The organism is Paenirhodobacter hankyongi, assembly GCF_003664585.1.
GTDB classification, from domain to species: Bacteria; Pseudomonadota; Alphaproteobacteria; order Rhodobacterales; family Rhodobacteraceae; genus Rhodobacter; species Rhodobacter hankyongi.
Genome location: NZ_RCHI01000006.1, coordinates 1 through 16,527 on the forward strand (window position 1 = coordinate 1; position 16,527 = coordinate 16,527).

The window sequence follows — 16,527 nt, forward strand, 5'->3', positions numbered from 1 at the left end:
TCGTCGAGCTCGCCGATGGCGTGACCGAGGAGCAGCTGCGCGCCGCGACCGAGGCGACGATCGTCGACTGATCCGACCGCCGCCCCCGATCCCGCAAGGCCCCGCCCCACCGCGGGGCCTTCGTCCTTTCTCGCCCCCGGAGCTCCAGTCGCCGCAGATGTCGCCGCAGATATCGACCGCGCAAGCCGAAGGCCGAGGGGGCAGCGCCTCCTCTCCTCAGCCCCGAAAGCCCCGATGCGGTCCTGGCCATCCGATGATCGCACGGGCCGGGGCACGGCAGCGGCGTGACATTCCCCCCGCGCTGCCCGAAGATGCGGCAACTCAGACGGTGCAGGAGGTTGCGGTGCCGATCCAGGACGAAGCGGGCGTGACGAATGGCCTGAACCTGCTGCTGGTCACCCTCGATCAGCTGCGCGCCGATGTGGTTTTCGGCGCGCTTGCGGGGATCGTGCCGACGCCGGCGCTCGACCGGCTGCGGGCCGAGGGGGTGAGCTTTGCCAATTGCTTCACCGCCGCGGTGCCCTGCGGCCCGTCGCGCGCCTCGCTGCTGACCGGGCTTTACGCCTTCAACCACCGCGGCATCCGCAACGGGGCGCCCGTCGCCCGCCATCACGCCACGCTCGCGACCGAGCTGCGCCGCCTCGGCCGCGAGCCGCTGCTGTTTGGCTATTGCGACATGGCCGCCGACCCGGCCGAGCGCGACCCGCGCGACCCGGACCTCGCCACCTACGAGCTGCCCGCCCGCGGCTTTCGCGAAATCGTGGAGATGCGCTTCGAGGCGCCGCTGGCCTGGATCGGGCATCTGCGCCGGCGCGGCTACGACCTGCCCGAGCCGCTGCCGGCGCGCTGGTTCGACCTCTATCGCCCGATGGGCGAGGGGCTGCGCGCGCCCGCCTTCTACCGCGCCGAGGACAGCGACACCGCCTTTCTCACCGACCGCACGCTCGAGGCGCTCGAGGCGCGGCGCGACGGGGTGTGGAGCGCGCATCTGACCTATATCCGCCCGCACCCGCCGCTGGTCGCGCCGGCGCCGTGGAACCGGCTTGCCGAGACCGCGCGCATCCCGGCGCCGGTGCCGGCGGGTGCCGCGCATCCGTTCCGCGACGCCTGGTTCTCGGCGCCGTCGCAATTCGGGCTGCACTGGGGGTTCGACGGCCGCTGCGAGGCACTCCCCCCCGCCGCCACCGCCGATCTGCGGGCCGTCTATCTTGGCCTCGTGGCCGAGGTCGACGCGCATCTCGGCCGCATTCTCGACTGGCTCGACGCGACCGGGCAGGCCGGGCGCACCGTGCTGGTGCTGATGGCCGATCACGGCGAGATGCTGGGCGATCAGGGCTATTGGGGCAAGGACAACGTCCTGGCCGCGGCGCATCACGTGCCGCTGGTGATCCGTGCGCCGGGCGCGCAGGCGGGGCGGGTGGTCACGGATGTGGTCTCGACCGTCGATGTCACGCCGACGCTGCTCGACCTGCTGGGGGGCGTGCCGCCCGCGGCGATGGACGGGACGCCGCTGACGCCCTTCCTGCGCGGCGAGCGGCCGGAGGACTGGCGCGGGGTTGCGCTGACCGAGATCGATCTGGCCGAGCCCGGCGCCCCGACCCGCTTCCAACGCGCCTTCACCCTGCCCGAGACCCGCTGCAACGCCGCGATCCTGCGCGATGCGACGCATACGCTCGTGCATTTCAACGGCGGGCTGCCGCCGCTTCTGTTCGACCGTCAGGCCGACCCCGCCGAGACGCGCGACTTTGCCGAGACGCCGGAAGGGCGGGCGCATGTCGCGCGGCTGCGCGCTGCGATGCTCGACCTGCGGATGGAGCGCGCCGACCGGCGCCTGACCGGGATCAGCGCCTCCGGCTGAGCGGGCGGGAACCGCCGCCCCGCCCCGCGCGTTCCCCGCCCGGGAAAACCGGGGGAGGGTGCGATGAGCGGCAGCGACGGGATCAGCGAACAGGATCTGGCGGCGATCGAGGAGGCGACGCCGATCTCGGCGCCGGTGGTCTTCGAGCTCATCCGCCGCGAAGGCGTCGAGGAGCTGCAGCGCCCGGCCTCGGCGCTGATGATGTCGGCGCTGATCGCCGGGCTGGCGCTTGGCTTCTCGGTGCTGGGCAAGGCGCTGCTTCATGCGCACCTGCCCGAGGCACCCTGGCGGCCGCTGGTCGAGAACCTCGGCTACAGCATCGGCTTCCTGCTGGTGATCCTCGGCCAGATGCAGCTGTTCACCGAGAACACGATCACCGCGGTCAGCCCCTGCCTCGTCGATCCGCGGCGGGCGGTGCTGTTGCGGTTGGCGCGGCTGTGGGGGCTGGTGCTGGTCTTCAACCTGATCGGGGCCGCGGCCTTCGGGGCGGCGCTGCTGGGCTTCGAGGCGCTGAACCCGCCGCTTTTCGCCGCGCTGCTCGAGATCTCGCGCCATGCGCTGGCGCCCGGGCCGCTCGAGACCCTGCTTCTGGGCGTCGGGGCGGGCTGGCTGATCGCGGCGCTGGTGTGGATGCTGCCAAATGCCGGGGGCACCGGGGCGTTCCTGATCGTGCTGGTGACCTGGCTGATCTCGCTGGCGGGCTTCTCGCATGTCATCGCCGGCACCTGCGAGGCGGTGCTTCTGCTGCTGGCGGGGGAGGTGAGCCTTGCCCGCGCGCTCTTCGGCTTCACCCTGCCGGCGCTGGCGGGCAACATCCTCGGCGGCACCGTGATCTTCACGAGTCTGATCTGGGCGCAGATCCGAATCGAGCATGCCCGCCCGGAACCCGAGTTCAGCTATGAAAGATTCTGGCATCGGCGTGACCGCCCCTGATAACAATTCATGAAAAATCCGTTATCGGAATTGGATTGAGCGGAAATCCGCTTGTGCATTGAAACAGTTTCGGCCGTTTCTCGCCCGCTTTCCGGCCGGCGGGACATCTTGGCTTTGCTTGCGGAACCCGATCTGGAATTGCTGTGCACACGGTTTCGCCGCGATGCGGCAGGCCGTTCCTGTCGACCGATCTGCGAGAGCGAACTGATGACCTTGAAGACGCTTGTTGCGACCGCCGTTCTGGGCTGTGCGATGTTCCTGTCCGGCATGACGCCGGTTCATGCGGAAAACCGTCATCAGCAGCGGGAGCAGCAGCAGGAGCAGGTCGTGCGGGTTGCCGCAGTCGCGCCGGAGGAGCTGAAGCAGGCCGTCGCGCAATCTTCGGCGATGCAGACCCGGCGCGGCCGAATCTGGTGCGTGCCCTTCGCGCGCGAGGTGAGCGGCATCAATCTGCAGGGCAATGCCAAGACCTGGTGGCAGAAGGCGACGAACCTCTATCCGAAGGGGCAGCGCCCGGTTGTCGGCGCGGTTCTGAACTTCCGCGCCACCCGCGGCATGCCGATGGGCCATGTCGCGGTCGTCTCGCGCATCGTCTCCGAGCGCCGGATCCTCGTCGATCACGCGAACTGGCACCGCAACAAGGTGTCGCTCGACATGGCGGTGGTCGATGTCTCGCCGGCGAATGACTGGTCGCGCGTGCGGGTGGAAACGCTGCCGAACACGCTGGGCAGCGTCTATCCGACCTATGGCTTCATCTACAAGGCCGCGGCGAACGGCTGAGTTCAGCCGATCCGGGTTCACATCACGCGTATTTTTGCCGCGGATTGAACGACTCGGAACCTTTTTCCGGCAGATATGCTTATATCCCGATAACCGGCGGCCCGTGGCCGTCGTGACGGGAGTTGAGTCATGAAGATCCTCAGGATGACCACGGCGCTGGTCGCCGGTCTTTCGATCCTGCAGCCGACAGTGATCGAGGCGCAGAGCAGCATGGGGTCGGCCTGCATCGCGGCCCAGATCGCTGCCGGCAAGTCCGCAAAGCAGGCGCGGCAGATCTGTGGCGGGGGGGGTGGTGGGGGTGGTGGTGACACTGCCATGAAACCGCCGAAACAGCAGCAGCCGAAGCCGCCGAAACAGCAGCAGCCCCCGGCGCGCGCGATCCCGGCAATACCTGCCAACCCCGGGCTGAGCCCGGCGCAGCCGGCGAAACCGCCGAAGCTGCAACAGCTGCAGCCGCAACTGGTGCAGCCGAAGCCGGCAAAGCCGCAGCAACCCAAGCCCGCGAAGCCGCAGGCCTCGCAGGGCAACGGGGTGGGGTTGCAGAACCAGAACCGCCTGCCGGTGCCCGGCCAGCAGCCGCGCCCGCAGGGGCAGCAGGGCACGCCCGTGCCGACCGCCCCGACCTGGCAGACGCCGCCGCACAGCTCGCTGCAGGGTCTGCAGCAGTCGCCCGACAGCCGGAAGCCGAAACCCGCGAATCCGCAACCGGGGCTGCAGCCGCCGACCGACCAGCTGCCGGGCAACCCGCCGCCGGTGCAGCCGAAACCCGGGAAACCTCAGCCGGGCAATCAGCTGCCGGGCACGCCGCCGATCCCCGGGCAGGTCCGTCCCGGGCTGCAGCAGCCGCAGCCCGAGCGCCTGCCGCCGAACCTGCGCGATGCGCTTGATGCGCAGCAGGGCGGGCGCCGACAGCCCGGTCTTCAGGGGCTGGTGCCGGTGCCGCCGCCGCGCAACGAGGCGCTCTCGGCCGGGATCGACCCGAAGGCCCGGCCGCGCGATGGGGTGCGCGTCGAGCGTCAGGTCTTCACCCGCGACAACACCCGTCGCGCGGGGCAGGACTTCTATACCAACCTTTACGGCCAGCCGCGCGCCCGCAAGAAGGACCACGGTCTGTCCGATCTTGAAAAGCTTGCCATCCTCGGCATCGGCGCGATGGCGGTGGGGGCACTGCTGAGCAACGGCAGCCGCGTTGCCGCGAACTCGGGCGACCGGGTCGTGGTGCGCAACCCTGACGGCACCTATTCGGTGATCAAGGACGATGACGTGCTGATGCGTCAGCCCGGCACGTCGATGAGCTCGGAAAGCTATCCCGACGGCTCGCTGCGCACGGTCGCGACGAAGCCCGACGGCACGCAGATCGTGACCCTGTACGACCCGATGCGCCGGATCGTGAAGCGGGTGCGGATCGACCCCGACGGGCGGCAATATGTGCTGATCGACGATTCGCGCGACCTGGAGCCGGTGGATTACGCCACGCTGCCCTCGCCCACGGGCTATTACTCGTCGAGCAACAACGAGGCGGCGCTGCGTGAGGCGCTGGCCGCGCAGAACCCGGCGAACCGGGCCTTCAGCCTGGCGCAGATCCGCCAGATCGAGCAGGTGCGCGCGCTGGCCCCGGCGGTGACGGTGCAGAACGTCACCTTCCCCTCGGGCTCGGCCGCGATCGGGCCCGACCAGGCGCCGGCGCTGGCCGAGCTGGGCCGCACGATGCAGGACATGATCGCCGCGAACCCCGAAGAGGTCTTCCTCGTCGAGGGGCACACCGATGCGGTGGGCGATCCGGCCTACAATCTGACGCTCTCCGACCGGCGCGCGGAATCGCTCGCCCTCGCGCTGACCGAATATTACGGCGTGCCGTCGGAAAACATGGTCGTGCAGGGCTATGGCGAGGAAGAGCTGCTGGTGCCGACCTATGGATCGGAGCCCGCGAACCGCCGCACCGTGGTGCGCCGCATCACCGGGCTGCTCGACGTGCCGCAGAACTGAGCGCACGGATGAAACCGAAAGGCGGGCCTTGCGGCCCGCCTTTCCTTTGCCCGCCGTGGCGGGCTCGCTCCGAACCGGGCCCGAGTGGTCGGCCCGTCTCCTCCGGAGCTTATCCCTTCTTCGTCGCCTTCAGCTTGTCGATGCCGAGCATCTTCATCGCGGCCTTCTCGTAGAAGGTTTCCGAGGTGCCCTTGCGCAGCTTGTGCATGAAGTAGCGCTCGAACCCTTCCTTCGCCCAGTGCACCCACTTGCCCTGCGCCGACCAGTTCACGTTGCGCGGCGGGATCTGCGGCTGCGCCACGAAGGCGATGCCCTGATCGCCGAAATCGGCCAGGCAGACCGCGTTCCAGGTGCCGACCTCGTCGGGCTCGCTGCCGCGCACGAGGTTGCCGATGTTATGCGCGGTGGCGGCGACCATCGACTCGATCATGAAGCCGGTCTTCGGCACGCCGACCGGCACCGGGGTGGCGGCGACGGGCGGGATCGCGACGCAGACGCCGACGCCGAAGACGTTGCGGTATTTCGGGTTACGCTGATACTTGTCGACGATCACGAAGCCGCGCGGGTTCACCAGCCCCTCGAGCCCGATCAGCGCCGGGATGCCGCGGAAGGCGGGCAGCATCATCGCATAGCCGAAGGGCACTTCCTTCGTTGCCTTGACCGAACCGTCGTCGGCGATCTCCTCGACGGTCATCTTGCCGTCCTCGACCTTCTGCACCTTGCACGACGTCATCCACTTGATGTGCTTGTCGCGCAGGTTCGATTCCATCAGCCCCTTGGTGTCGCCCACCCCGTCGAGGCCGAGATGGCCGACATAGGGTTCCGAGGTGATGAAGGTCATCGGCACCTGATCGCGGATCTTCATCTTGCGCAACGCGGTGTCGAGGATGAAGCAGAACTCGTAGGCCGGGCCATAGCAGCTCGCCCCCTGCACCGCGCCGATGATGATCGGACCGGGATTTTCGCAAAAGCGCTCGAAGGCGGTGCGGGCCCTCTCGGCATGATCGACGTGGCAGATCGACTGGGTGAAGCCCTCGGGGCCGAAGCCCTCGATCTCGTCGAAGGCCAGTTCGGGGCCGGTGGCGATGACGATGTAATCGTAGGAGATCGAGCGGCCGTCGACCAGCTCGACGCGGTTCTCGTCGGGGTGCAGACGGGCCGCGGCGACGGGGACGAAGTCGATGTCCTTTCGCGCCATTGTCGGCGCGAGGTCGACGGTGATGTCGGTGCGGTCGCGCCAGCCGACGGCGACCCAGGGGTTCGAGGGCACGAAATGGTATTTCGGGTCCTTGGTGATGACCGTGATCTTGTCTTCCTTGCGGACGTTGTCGCGCAGCTCGTAGGCCATGATGGCGCCGCCAAGCCCGGCTCCGAGAACCACGATATGTGCCATTCCTCTTCCCTCTCTCCCTGAATGCCGCGACGGTACACGGCAGTATACATGCGCATACCTGAATGTGATGAATTGTTCTGTCAAGCGCAATGATGCAGGTCAATTCGGGAAAGTCCCAATGAAAAAAGGCGGGCCAGAGGCCCGCCTTTCGGTGCGGCAAGGGCCGCGGATCACTTCGGCAGTTCGGCCTTGATGCCTTCGACGAAGAAGTTCATCCCGGCGAGGGTGCCGTCGTCCGGGGTCGCGCCCGCGGCGAGCCAAGCCGAGCCGTCCTGCTTGTTCAGCGGGCCGGTGAAGGGGTGGTACTCGCCCGAGGCGATCTTGGCCTCGAGCGCCTCGACCTCGGCCTTCACCTCGGCGGGCACCGCCGAGCTGATCTCGCCGATCTTCACCATGCCGGTGCCGATCCCGCCCCAGGTCGATTCCGAGGTCCAGCTGCCGTCGAGCATCGCCGCGACGCGCTTCTTGTAATAGGGCTCCCAGTTGTCGATCGTCGAGGTGACGCGCGGCATCGGCGCGAAGGCCGCCATGTCCGAGGCCTGACCGAAGGTGATGACGTTGCCGGCTTCCTGGGCCTTGGCCTGCGGCGCGGTCGAGTCGGTGTGCTGCATGATCACGTCGCAGCCCTCGGCGATCAACGCGGCGGCGGCGTCGGCCTCCTTCGCGGGGTCGAACCAGGTGTAGGCCCAGACCACCTTGATCTCGACATCCGGGTTCACCTTCTTGGCGTGGATGTAGGCCGAGTTGATGCCCTGCACCACTTCCGGGATCGGGAACGAGCCGATGTAGCCGATCTTGTTGCTCTTCGTCATCCGGCCGGCGATGGTGCCCTGGATCGCGCGGCCCTCGTAGAAGCGCGCGTCATAGGTGGCGAGGTTGTCGGCGCGCTTGTAGCCGGTGGCGTGCTCGAATTTCACCTTCGGGAATTTCTTCGCCACGTTCACGGTGGCGTCCATGAAGCCGAAGGAGGTCGCGAAGATCAGCTGGTTGCCTTCGAGGGCGAGCTGGGTCAGGGCGCGCTCGGCGTCCGGGCCCTCGGGCACGTTCTCGACATAGGTGGTGACGATCTTGTCGCCGAATTCCTTCGCGATCGCCTGGCGGGCCTGATCGTGCTGATAGGACCAGCCCATGTCGCCGATCGGGCCGACATAGATGAAGCCCACTTTCAGCGGATCGGCGGCGCGGGCGGGCAGGCCCGCGGCAGCGGCGACGGCGGTCGCGGCGGTGGTCTGAAGGAAGGTTCTGCGGTTCATGGGAACTCCCCGTGGTTGAGGCCCGAAGGCCCGGATGGCTGCCTCAGGTCGAGGCATGGAACGACCGGCCGAGGGCGGCAGGCGCGGCCTGCACCCCGCGGCGGTGGATGGCGGACAGGACGACCAGCACGACGATGGTCAGCACATAGGGCGCCATCGACAGCAGGTGCACCGGGATCGCATAGCCCGCGGCCTGCAGCTGCAGCTGCAGCGCGGTGATGCCGCCGAAGAGATAGGCGCCGATCAGCACCCGCCCGGCGCGCCAGGAGGCGAAGACGACGATGGCGAGCGCGATCCAGCCGGCGCCGGCGGTCATCCCCTCGGTCCATTGCGGCACGCGCACGAGGCTGAGATAGGCGCCGCCCATCCCGGCGAGCGCACCGCCGAAGGCGAGCGCCATCAGCCGCACCGCGACGACCCGGTAGCCAAGCGCATGCGCCGCCTCGGCATTCTCGCCCACGGCGCGCAGGATCAGGCCGGCACGGGTGAACCTGAGAAAGGCCCAGACCGCGACGACAAGGGCAAGCGACAGATAGACCACCCAGTCATGCGAAAAGAGGATGCGGCCAAGCCCCGGGATCTCGCTCAGCGGGCCGAAGGGCACCTTGCCGGTGGCGGGCGGGCGCACCCCCTCGAAGCCCTTGCCGAACAGCGCCGACAGGCCAAGCCCGAACATCGTCAGGGCAAGGCCGGTTGCGGTCTGGTTCGACAGGAACACCTGGGTCAGCACGGCAAAGAGGGTGGCAAGCAGCGCGCCGGCAAGGGCGCCGCCCAGAAAGCCCAGCACCGGGCTGCCGGTGCCGACGGCCGCGGCAAAGCCCGCGACGGCGCCGATGATCATCATCCCCTCGACGCCGAGGTTCAGCACGCCCGATTTCTCGGCCACCAGCTCGCCCGTTGCCGCCAGCAGCACCGGGGTCGAGGCCGCCATCAGCGTGGCAATCAGCGTGACGATGTCGATGCCGCCGAGGATCATGCGCGGGCCCTCCCGATGCGGACACGGTAATTGGTGAGCAGGTCGAAGCCCAGCAGGAAGAACAGGAGCATCCCCTGGAACACCTGGATCGCCGCCGAGGGCAGCGACAGCATCAGCTGCGCCATGTCGCCGCCGATATAGGTCAGCGCCATCAACAGGCCGGCAAGAAGGATGCCGATCGGGTGCAGCCGGCCGAGGAAGGCGACGATGATCGCGGTGAAGCCATAGCCCGCGTTGAAGCTGTCGGTGATCTGCCCCGAGGGGCCCGAGACCTCGAAGAGCCCGGCAAGACCCGCGAGCGCGCCCGAGAGCCCGAGGCAGAACACCACCAGCCGCGCCGGCACCACGCCGGCAAAACGCGCCGCCCGCGGCGCCTCGCCCGCGACGCGGATACGGAAGCCCGCGATGTGGCGGTGCATCAGGATATAGGCGCCGATCACCGCGATCAGCGCCGCGACCACGCCCCAATGCGCGCCGGTGCCCATGATCAGCTCGGGGTTATGGGCCGAGGCATATTGCTGCAGGTTGCGCGAGCCCGGAAAGCCATAGCCCTCGGGGTTCTTCAGCGGCCCGAAGGCCATGTAGGCAAGCAGGTTCTGCGCGACATAGACCAGCATCAGCGAGACGAGGATCTCGTTCGTGCCGAAGATCACCTTCAGAAGGGCGGGGATCAGCCCCCAGAGGAACCCGCCAAGTGCGCCGAGGATCACCATCGCCGGGAACAGCCACGCACTTTCGGTGGGATAGACGGCGAGCGCCAGCGCCGCGCCGCAGATCGCGCCGATGATGTACTGGCCTTCCGCACCGATGTTCCAGATCCCGGCCCGGAAGCCCACGGCAAGCCCCGAGGCGATCAGGATCAGGGGCGCCGCCTTCACCAGCAGCTGGCCGCGGAAATAGCCCGCGTTCGGGCCGAAGAGCGGGTCCCAGAAGATCACCCGGATCGCCTCGACCGGGTTCTTGCCAAGCGCCGCGAACAGGATGCCGCCGGCGATCATCGTCGCCAGAACGGCAATCAGGGGCGTCGCCCAGGACCATGCCTTCGAGGGCACGGGCCGTTTCACCAGCCGGATCATTGCGCCGCCTCCGCCATTCCATGGGCCCCGCCCAGCATCAGCCCGATCTCGTCGATCGTCAGCCCCTCGGTCGGGCGCGGATCGCTGAGCCGCCCCTCGTTCAGCGCGCAGAAGCGGTCGGCAATTTCCATCAGTTCGTCAAGGTCTTGCGAGATCACGATCACCGCCGCGCCCTTCGCGGCAAGGTCCAGAAGCGCCTGCCGGATCGCCGCGGCCGCGGCCGCATCGACGCCCCAGGTCGGCTGGTTCACGATCAGCACCTCGGGCGCCTGCAACACCTCGCGGCCGATCACGAATTTCTGCAGGTTCCCGCCCGAGAGCGCGCGCGCCGCCACATGCGGGCCCGGTGTGCGCACGTCGAAGGCCTGGATGATCTCCTCGGCGAAAAGCCGCGCCGCGGTCATGTCGAGGAAGCCCTTGCGGGTCAGCGGCCGGCGCACCGTGCCGGTCAGCAGCGCATTGTCGGTCAGGCTCATGTTCGGCACGGCGGCATGGCCGAGCCGCTCTTCCGGCGCCCCCTGCAGGCCCAGCCGGCGCCGGTCGTTCGGCCCGAGGTCGGAAATGTCCTGCCCGTGCAGTTTCACCGTGCCGGGGGCCGACGGCACCTCGCCCGAGAGCGTGGCCAGCAGTTCCTCCTGGCCGTTGCCGGCGACGCCGCCGATGCCCAGCACCTCGCCCGCGCGCAGCGACAGCGACACCTCGCGCAGCGACGGGCCGAATTGCGACATCGAGGGCAGGGAGAGCGCCTTGACCTCGAAGATCGTCGCGCCAAGTGCGCGGCCGCTGCGGTCGGTGGTGGTGAACTCGCCGCCCACCATCATCTCGGCCAGCTCGCGCGCGGTCTTCTCGCGCGGCACGCAAGAGCCCACCACCTTGCCGCCGCGCAGGATCGTCGCGCCGTCGCACAGGCTGCGGATCTCCTCGAGCTTGTGGCTGATGTAGAGGATCGCCGTGCCCTCGGACGACAGTTTGCGCAGGGTGTGAAAGAGGATGTCGACCTCCTGCGGCGTCAAGACCGAGGTCGGTTCGTCCATGATCAGCAGCTTCGGGTCCTGCAGCAGGCAGCGGATGATCTCGACGCGCTGACGCTCGCCCGCCGACAGATCGCCCACCAGCCGCTCGGGGTCGAGCGGCAGCCCGTAGGCAGCGGAAATCTCGCGTATGCGGCGCGCAAGGTCGCGCAGCGGCGGCGGGTTCTCCATGCCGAGGGCGACATTCTCGGCGACGTTCAGCGCCTCGAAGAGCGAGAAGTGCTGAAACACCATCGCCACACCGGAAAGCCGCGCCGCGCGCGGTTCGGCCGGGGTGTAGGGGGCGCCGTTGAAGGTCATCGTGCCCGAATCGGGCTTCACGAGGCCGTAGATCATCTTCACCAGCGTCGATTTGCCGGCACCGTTCTCGCCCAGAAGCGCGTGCACCTCGCCGCGGCCGACCTCGAATCCGACGCCGTCATTGGCCACGACCCCGGGATAGGCCTTGGTCAGGCCCTCGATCTTCAGAAGTGTTGTCCCCATCACCCGGCGCGTCCTTCCAATCTGCTGGCCGTTCCGGCTCTTGTGGCGCTCAACTCTCTCAGTAGCGCGGCGGCGACCGAAATCGCAATGGCCTGCGGTGCCTTCCCGAAGGTCGGATCGCCTATCGGACAGGCAATGCGGGAAATTTGGGCTTCGGAATGGCCCAGATCTGCCAGTCTGGACCGGAACCTTGCCCATTTCGTCGCCGAGCCGATCAGCCCGCAGGCGGCAAAGCCGTGGTCGAGCAGGCGGTGGCACAGCTCGAAATCAAGCGCATGGGAATAGGTCAGGATCAGGTGGCGCGCGCTCAGGGGGGCAAGCGGGACAAGATCGGCCGGGTTTTCGGCGATCAGCGTCTCGACGCCCTCGGGGATCACCTCGGGAAAACGCTCGGCCCCGGTGTCGGCCCAGCGAAGCCGCAGCCCGGGCAGCGGGGCCAGCACGCCGGCGAGCGCCCGCCCGACATGGCCCGCGCCCCAGATCCACAGCTCGGTCGCGCGCGGCGCGACCTCCTCGATCAGCCAGCCCTCGATCAGCAGGGCAGGGGCCTCGCCGCGGCCGCGGGCGCGGGCAAGGGCCCGGCGCAGCGCGAGCGGCATCTCGGCCGGCCCGCCCACCGGGCGCGCATGCCAGCCCGGGGCAAGGGCGGCGACCGTCGCGGCCGTCATCGGCTCATAGGCCAGTACCACGGCGCCGCCGCAGCACTGCCCCATCGCCGGCCCAAGCGCGATGCGCTCGAGATGCGGCGCCGGCGTCGCGCGGGCGCGGGCGATCGCCTCGAATTCCAGCCGCCCGCCACCGATCGTGCCCTCGGTCCGGTCGGGCCAGACCAGCATCGCCGCGCCCGGCTCGCGCGGGGCGGAACCGCGCACCTCGGCCACGGTGATGCGCACGAAGGGGCCGCGCGCGGCGGCCCGGATCAGCGCGTCGGGATCGAGGCTCATGCTGCCGCGCCCCGGGCCCGGGCGACGGCGGCCAGCACCGCCTCGGCTGTCGCCGGCGCCTGCAGATCGGGCCAGGTCGGGCCACAGGCCGCGCAGGCCGCGTTCAGTGCAAGGAAGGCCGAGATCCCCAGCATGAAGGGCGGCTCGCCCACGGCCTTCGAGCGGAACACCGTCTCCTCGCGGTTCGGCGCATCCCAGAGCCGCACGTTGAACACCCGCGGCCGGTCGGAACAGGCCGGGATCTTGTAGGTCGAGGGGGCGTGCGTCGTCAGCTGCCCCTTCGCGTTCCATACCAGCTCCTCGGTGGTCAGCCAGCCCGCGCCCTGCACATAGGCGCCCTCGACCTGCCCGATGTCGAGCGCGGGGTTCAGCGACGATCCCGCGTCATGCAGGATGTCGGTGCGCAGGATCCGGTTCTCGCCGGTGAGCGTGTCGATCACCACCTCGGTCACCGCCGCGCCATAGGCGAAGTAATAGAACGGCCGGCCGCGCCCGGCGACGCGGTCCCAGCTGATCTTCGGCGTGGCATAGAAACCGGTCGCGGACAGCGACACCCGCGCGCCATAGGCGGCCAGCGCCACCTCGGCAAAGGACCAGTCCTTGCCCGGCACCGCGACGCGGCCCCCGGCAAAGACCACCTCGCCCGGCGCGCAGCCCTCGCGCGCTGCCAGGAACCCCGCCAGCCGCTCGCGCACCGTCTCGCAGGCGGCCTGGACCGCCATGCCGTTCATGTCGGCCCCCGACGAGGCCGCCGTGGCCGAGGTGTTGGGCACCTTCGCGGTGTCGCTCGCGGTGATCCGCACGGCCTCGCTGTCGATGCCGAAGACCCGCGCCGCGACCTGACAGACTTTGCGGTGCAGCCCCTGTCCCATCTCGGTGCCGCCGTGATTGAGCAGGACCGAACCGTCGGAATAGACATGCACCAGCGCGCCGGCCTGGTTCAGATGGGTGAGCGTGAAGGAGATGCCGAATTTCACCGGGCTCAGCGCGATGCCGCGCTTCAAGGTTCGATTTTGGCTGTTCCAGACGGCGATCTCGGCCTTTCGGGCGGCGTAATCGCTTGATTTCTCCAGGTCCGCCAGCAGCCCGTGCAGGATGAAATCCTCCACCTCCTGACCGTAATGGGTCGCCTGCTTTTTCCTGGCCGAAATGCTCTCGGGGGGGCTCGGGGGGGCAGACGGCCCCGCCGCCGGCGACAGGGGCGTGGCCTCGTCATAGAAGTTGCGACGGCGCAGCTCGGCGGGCTCGATGCCGATCACATGCGCCAGATGCTCCATCGCGCGCTCGATACCCAGCATCCCCTGCGGCCCGCCGAAGCCGCGATAGGCGGTGTTCGACTGGGTGTTGGTGCGCAGCCGGTGGCTCTCGACCCGCAGCGCCGGGATGAAATAGGCATTGTCGGCGTGCAGCATCGCCCGGTCGCAGACCGGCAGGCTGAGATCGGGCGACCAGCCGCAGCGGGCCAGCTGGATGAACTCTGCCCCCAGCAGCTTGCCCTCGGCATCGGCGCCGATCCGGTAGTGGATGCGGAAATCGTGGCGCTTGCCGGTGATGACCATGTCATCGTCGCGGTCGTAGCGCATCTTGCATGCCCGCCCGGTCAGCCGCGCCGCCACCGCGCAGGCAATGGCCAGGTGATTGCCCTGGCTCTCCTTGCCGCCGAAGCCGCCGCCCATGCGCCGCATCTCGACCCGCACGTCGTGCATGTGCAGGCCGAGCGCCTCGGCCACCTTGTGCTGCACCTCGGTCGGGTGCTGCGAGGAGCAGCGGATGGTGACGCCCACGTCCTCGGGCAGGGCCAGCGCCGCCTGACCTTCCAGATAGAAATGCTCCTGACCGCCGATCTCGACCGTGCCTTCGGCGAGATGGGGGGCTTGGGCCAGCGCCGGTTCGACCTCGCCGCGCGACCACACCACCGGCCCGCCCTCGAACCGGCTGTTCGCCGCAAGCGCCGCGTCGAGTGTCAGGATCGGCGTGCGGGGCGCATAGCGGATCCGGCCCTTGCGCGCCGCGATGCGGGCGGCGCGGTGACTTTCGGCGACGACGAGGAACATCGGCTGGCCGATGTAATGCACCTCGCCCTCGGCCAGAACGGGTTCGGGCAGCGGCGCGGGCGAGGCATCGTTGGCAAAGGGCATGTCGGCTGCAGTCAGCACCGCGACGACGCCGGGGCTTTGCCGCACGGCGGTGAGATCCATCTCCTCGATCGCCGCGCTTGCCTCGGTCGAGAGACCGAAGGCCAGATGCAGCGTGCCTGCCGGGCAGGGGATGTCGTCGACATAGCGCGCGCGGCCGGTGACGTGCAGCTCGGCCGAGTCATGGGGCAGGGGGGCGCCGACGCTCATGCCTGCACCTCCAGCACCGAGACAGGCTCGCCCGAGCGCTCGCGGAGATAGCGCAGCGCCATCGCCTGCGCGGCCTGCATCCGATAGGCGGCCGAGGCGCGCATGTCGCTCATCGGCGCGAAATCCTCGGCCAAGCTGGGCAGAGCGGCGGTGACTGCCTCTTCGGTGAAGGGCGCGCCGGTCAGCGCCGCCTCGAGCGCCGAGGCGCGTTTCGGCACCCCGGCCATGCCGCCGAAGGCGATCCGCGCGCTTGCAATTTTCGAACCTTCCACGGTCAGATTGAAGCAGCCGCAGACAGCGGAAATGTCCTGATCGAACCTTTTCGACAGTTTGTAGCAGGCAAGCCCCGGCGCCGATTTCGGCACGCTGATGCTCTCGACGAATTCGCCCGGGCGGCGGTCCTGCTTGCGGTAATCGAGGAAGAACTCCTCGAGCGGCAGGCTGCGGCGGCTGTCGCCAAGGCGCAGGGTCAGGGTGGCACCCATGGCAATCAGCGCCGGCGGGCCATCCCCGATCGGCGAGCCGTTGGCGATATTGCCGCCGATCGTCGCGGCCTGGCGCACCTGTTCCGAGGCGAAGCGGCGCAGCAGCCCCGCGAGCGCCGGGTGTGGCCCGGCGGCCCAGGCCCGCAGCGCGGCGATGGTGACGCCGGCGCCGATGGTGAAGCTGGTCTCGGTCTCGGTGATCTCGGCAAGATCGGTGCAGCCGCCGAGGAAGGCAACCTCGGGCAGGGTGCGGAGCTGTTTCGTCACCCACAGCCCGACATCGGTCGCACCGGCGATCAGCACCGCCTCGGGGTGGGCGGGATACCAGGCGGCCAGCTCGTCGGCGGAGCGGGGCAGGAAGGCGGGGGCTGTCTGCCCCCGCGCCCCCGAAGGTGTTTCAGGCAAGGTGAAGGCGCGGTCGGCCGCGAGCCAGTCGGCGGCGGGGGCGTCCTTTGCCGCCTCGGCGGCGCGGATGATCGGCGCATAGCCGGTGCAGCGGCACAGGTTGCCGGCAAGGATGTCGTCGTGATCGGTGCGGCGGTTCAGGTGCGCGGTCGCCATCGAGACGACGAACCCCGGGGTGCAGAAGCCGCACTGGCTGCCGTGGCACTCGACCATCGCCTTCTGCACCGGGTGCAGGGTGCCGTCGGGGGCGGCGATGCCCTCGACCGTGCGCAGCGCCTTGCCGGCGATCTGCGGCATCATCATCAGGCAGGCATTCACCGCGCGCGCCCCCGTGGCGTCGCTCACCATCACCGTGCAGGCGCCGCAATCACCCTCGTTGCAGCCTTCCTTGGTGCCGGTCAGCCCCTCGGCGCGCAGCCAGTCGAGCACGCTGAGGGTGGGCTCTTCGAACCGCGCCACCCGGGTTTCTCCGTTCAGAAGAAACGAGATTTCCATGGTCATGTCCGCCGCGATACCGATGTTTTCGACCCCGCGCCCGATGCGGCATAGAGCGGGGGGCTCTCCCATCCGACCAGCAAA

At 69.1% G+C, this 16,527-nt stretch carries 12 protein-coding genes; 4 read left to right on the forward strand and 8 right to left on the reverse strand.

Annotated features, from left to right (window positions below; genetic code table 11):
* The first annotated feature begins 343 nt into the window (after positions 1-343).
* The 4 genes from DYS74_RS07730 (at position 344) to DYS74_RS07745 (ending at position 5,557) form a co-directional block, all read left to right on the forward strand.
* Complete coding sequence (locus DYS74_RS07730; protein ID WP_183077485.1) at positions 344-1,858, forward strand: sulfatase-like hydrolase/transferase; 1,515 nt, start codon at positions 344-346, stop codon at positions 1,856-1,858.
* Positions 1,859-1,921: 63 nt separating this feature from the next.
* Positions 1,922-2,791, forward strand: a complete 870-nt coding sequence (locus tag DYS74_RS07735) for a formate/nitrite transporter family protein (RefSeq protein ID WP_121532552.1) — start codon at positions 1,922-1,924, stop codon at positions 2,789-2,791.
* 207 nt (positions 2,792-2,998) lie between these two features.
* Positions 2,999-3,571, forward strand: a complete 573-nt coding sequence (locus DYS74_RS07740) for a CHAP domain-containing protein (protein ID WP_245965232.1) — start codon at positions 2,999-3,001, stop codon at positions 3,569-3,571.
* 129 nt (positions 3,572-3,700) lie between these two features.
* On the forward strand, positions 3,701-5,557 hold the full coding sequence (locus DYS74_RS07745) for an OmpA family protein (protein ID WP_121532554.1): 1,857 nt from the start codon (positions 3,701-3,703) through the stop codon (positions 5,555-5,557).
* Between the two features lie 109 nt (positions 5,558-5,666).
* Here DYS74_RS07745 and DYS74_RS07750 read toward each other — a convergent pair whose 3' ends face one another.
* The 8 genes from DYS74_RS07750 to xdhA all read right to left on the reverse strand — a co-directional run bounded on the left by DYS74_RS07750 (position 5,667) and on the right by xdhA (position 16,443).
* Positions 5,667-6,950, reverse strand: a complete 1,284-nt coding sequence (locus DYS74_RS07750; protein WP_121532555.1) for an NAD(P)/FAD-dependent oxidoreductase — start codon at positions 6,948-6,950, stop codon at positions 5,667-5,669.
* A gap of 170 nt (positions 6,951-7,120) precedes the next feature.
* Positions 7,121-8,203 carry a BMP family ABC transporter substrate-binding protein gene (locus DYS74_RS07755; protein ID WP_121532557.1) on the reverse strand — a complete coding sequence of 361 codons (1,083 nt, stop codon included), beginning with the start codon at positions 8,201-8,203 and terminating at the stop codon, positions 7,121-7,123.
* A gap of 43 nt (positions 8,204-8,246) precedes the next feature.
* On the reverse strand, positions 8,247-9,179 hold the full coding sequence (locus tag DYS74_RS07760) for an ABC transporter permease (RefSeq protein WP_121532559.1): 933 nt from the start codon (positions 9,177-9,179) through the stop codon (positions 8,247-8,249).
* Positions 9,176-10,255 (reverse strand): ABC transporter permease, encoded by a 1,080-nt coding sequence (locus tag DYS74_RS07765; RefSeq protein WP_121532561.1) that lies wholly within the window; start codon positions 10,253-10,255, stop codon positions 9,176-9,178. The genes DYS74_RS07760 and DYS74_RS07765 overlap by 4 nt, the downstream gene beginning before the upstream one ends.
* Complete coding sequence (locus DYS74_RS07770) at positions 10,252-11,769, reverse strand: ABC transporter ATP-binding protein (protein WP_121532563.1); 1,518 nt, start codon at positions 11,767-11,769, stop codon at positions 10,252-10,254. The genes DYS74_RS07765 and DYS74_RS07770 overlap by 4 nt, the downstream gene beginning before the upstream one ends.
* Positions 11,769-12,713 (reverse strand): xanthine dehydrogenase accessory protein XdhC, encoded by a 945-nt coding sequence (xdhC, locus tag DYS74_RS07775; protein ID WP_121532565.1) that lies wholly within the window; start codon positions 12,711-12,713, stop codon positions 11,769-11,771. The genes DYS74_RS07770 and xdhC overlap by 1 nt, the downstream gene beginning before the upstream one ends.
* Positions 12,710-15,058: a xanthine dehydrogenase molybdopterin binding subunit gene (xdhB, locus tag DYS74_RS07780; protein ID WP_121532567.1), complete on the reverse strand. Its 2,349-nt coding sequence runs from the start codon at positions 15,056-15,058 to the stop codon at positions 12,710-12,712. The genes xdhC and xdhB overlap by 4 nt, the downstream gene beginning before the upstream one ends.
* The gene (gene xdhA / locus DYS74_RS07785) at positions 15,055-16,443 is read right to left on the reverse strand and encodes a xanthine dehydrogenase small subunit (protein WP_121532569.1); all 1,389 of its coding nucleotides are present in this window, start codon (positions 16,441-16,443) and stop codon (positions 15,055-15,057) included. Before xdhA ends, xdhB begins: the two co-directional genes overlap by 4 nt.
* Positions 16,444-16,527: the final 84 nt, after the last annotated feature.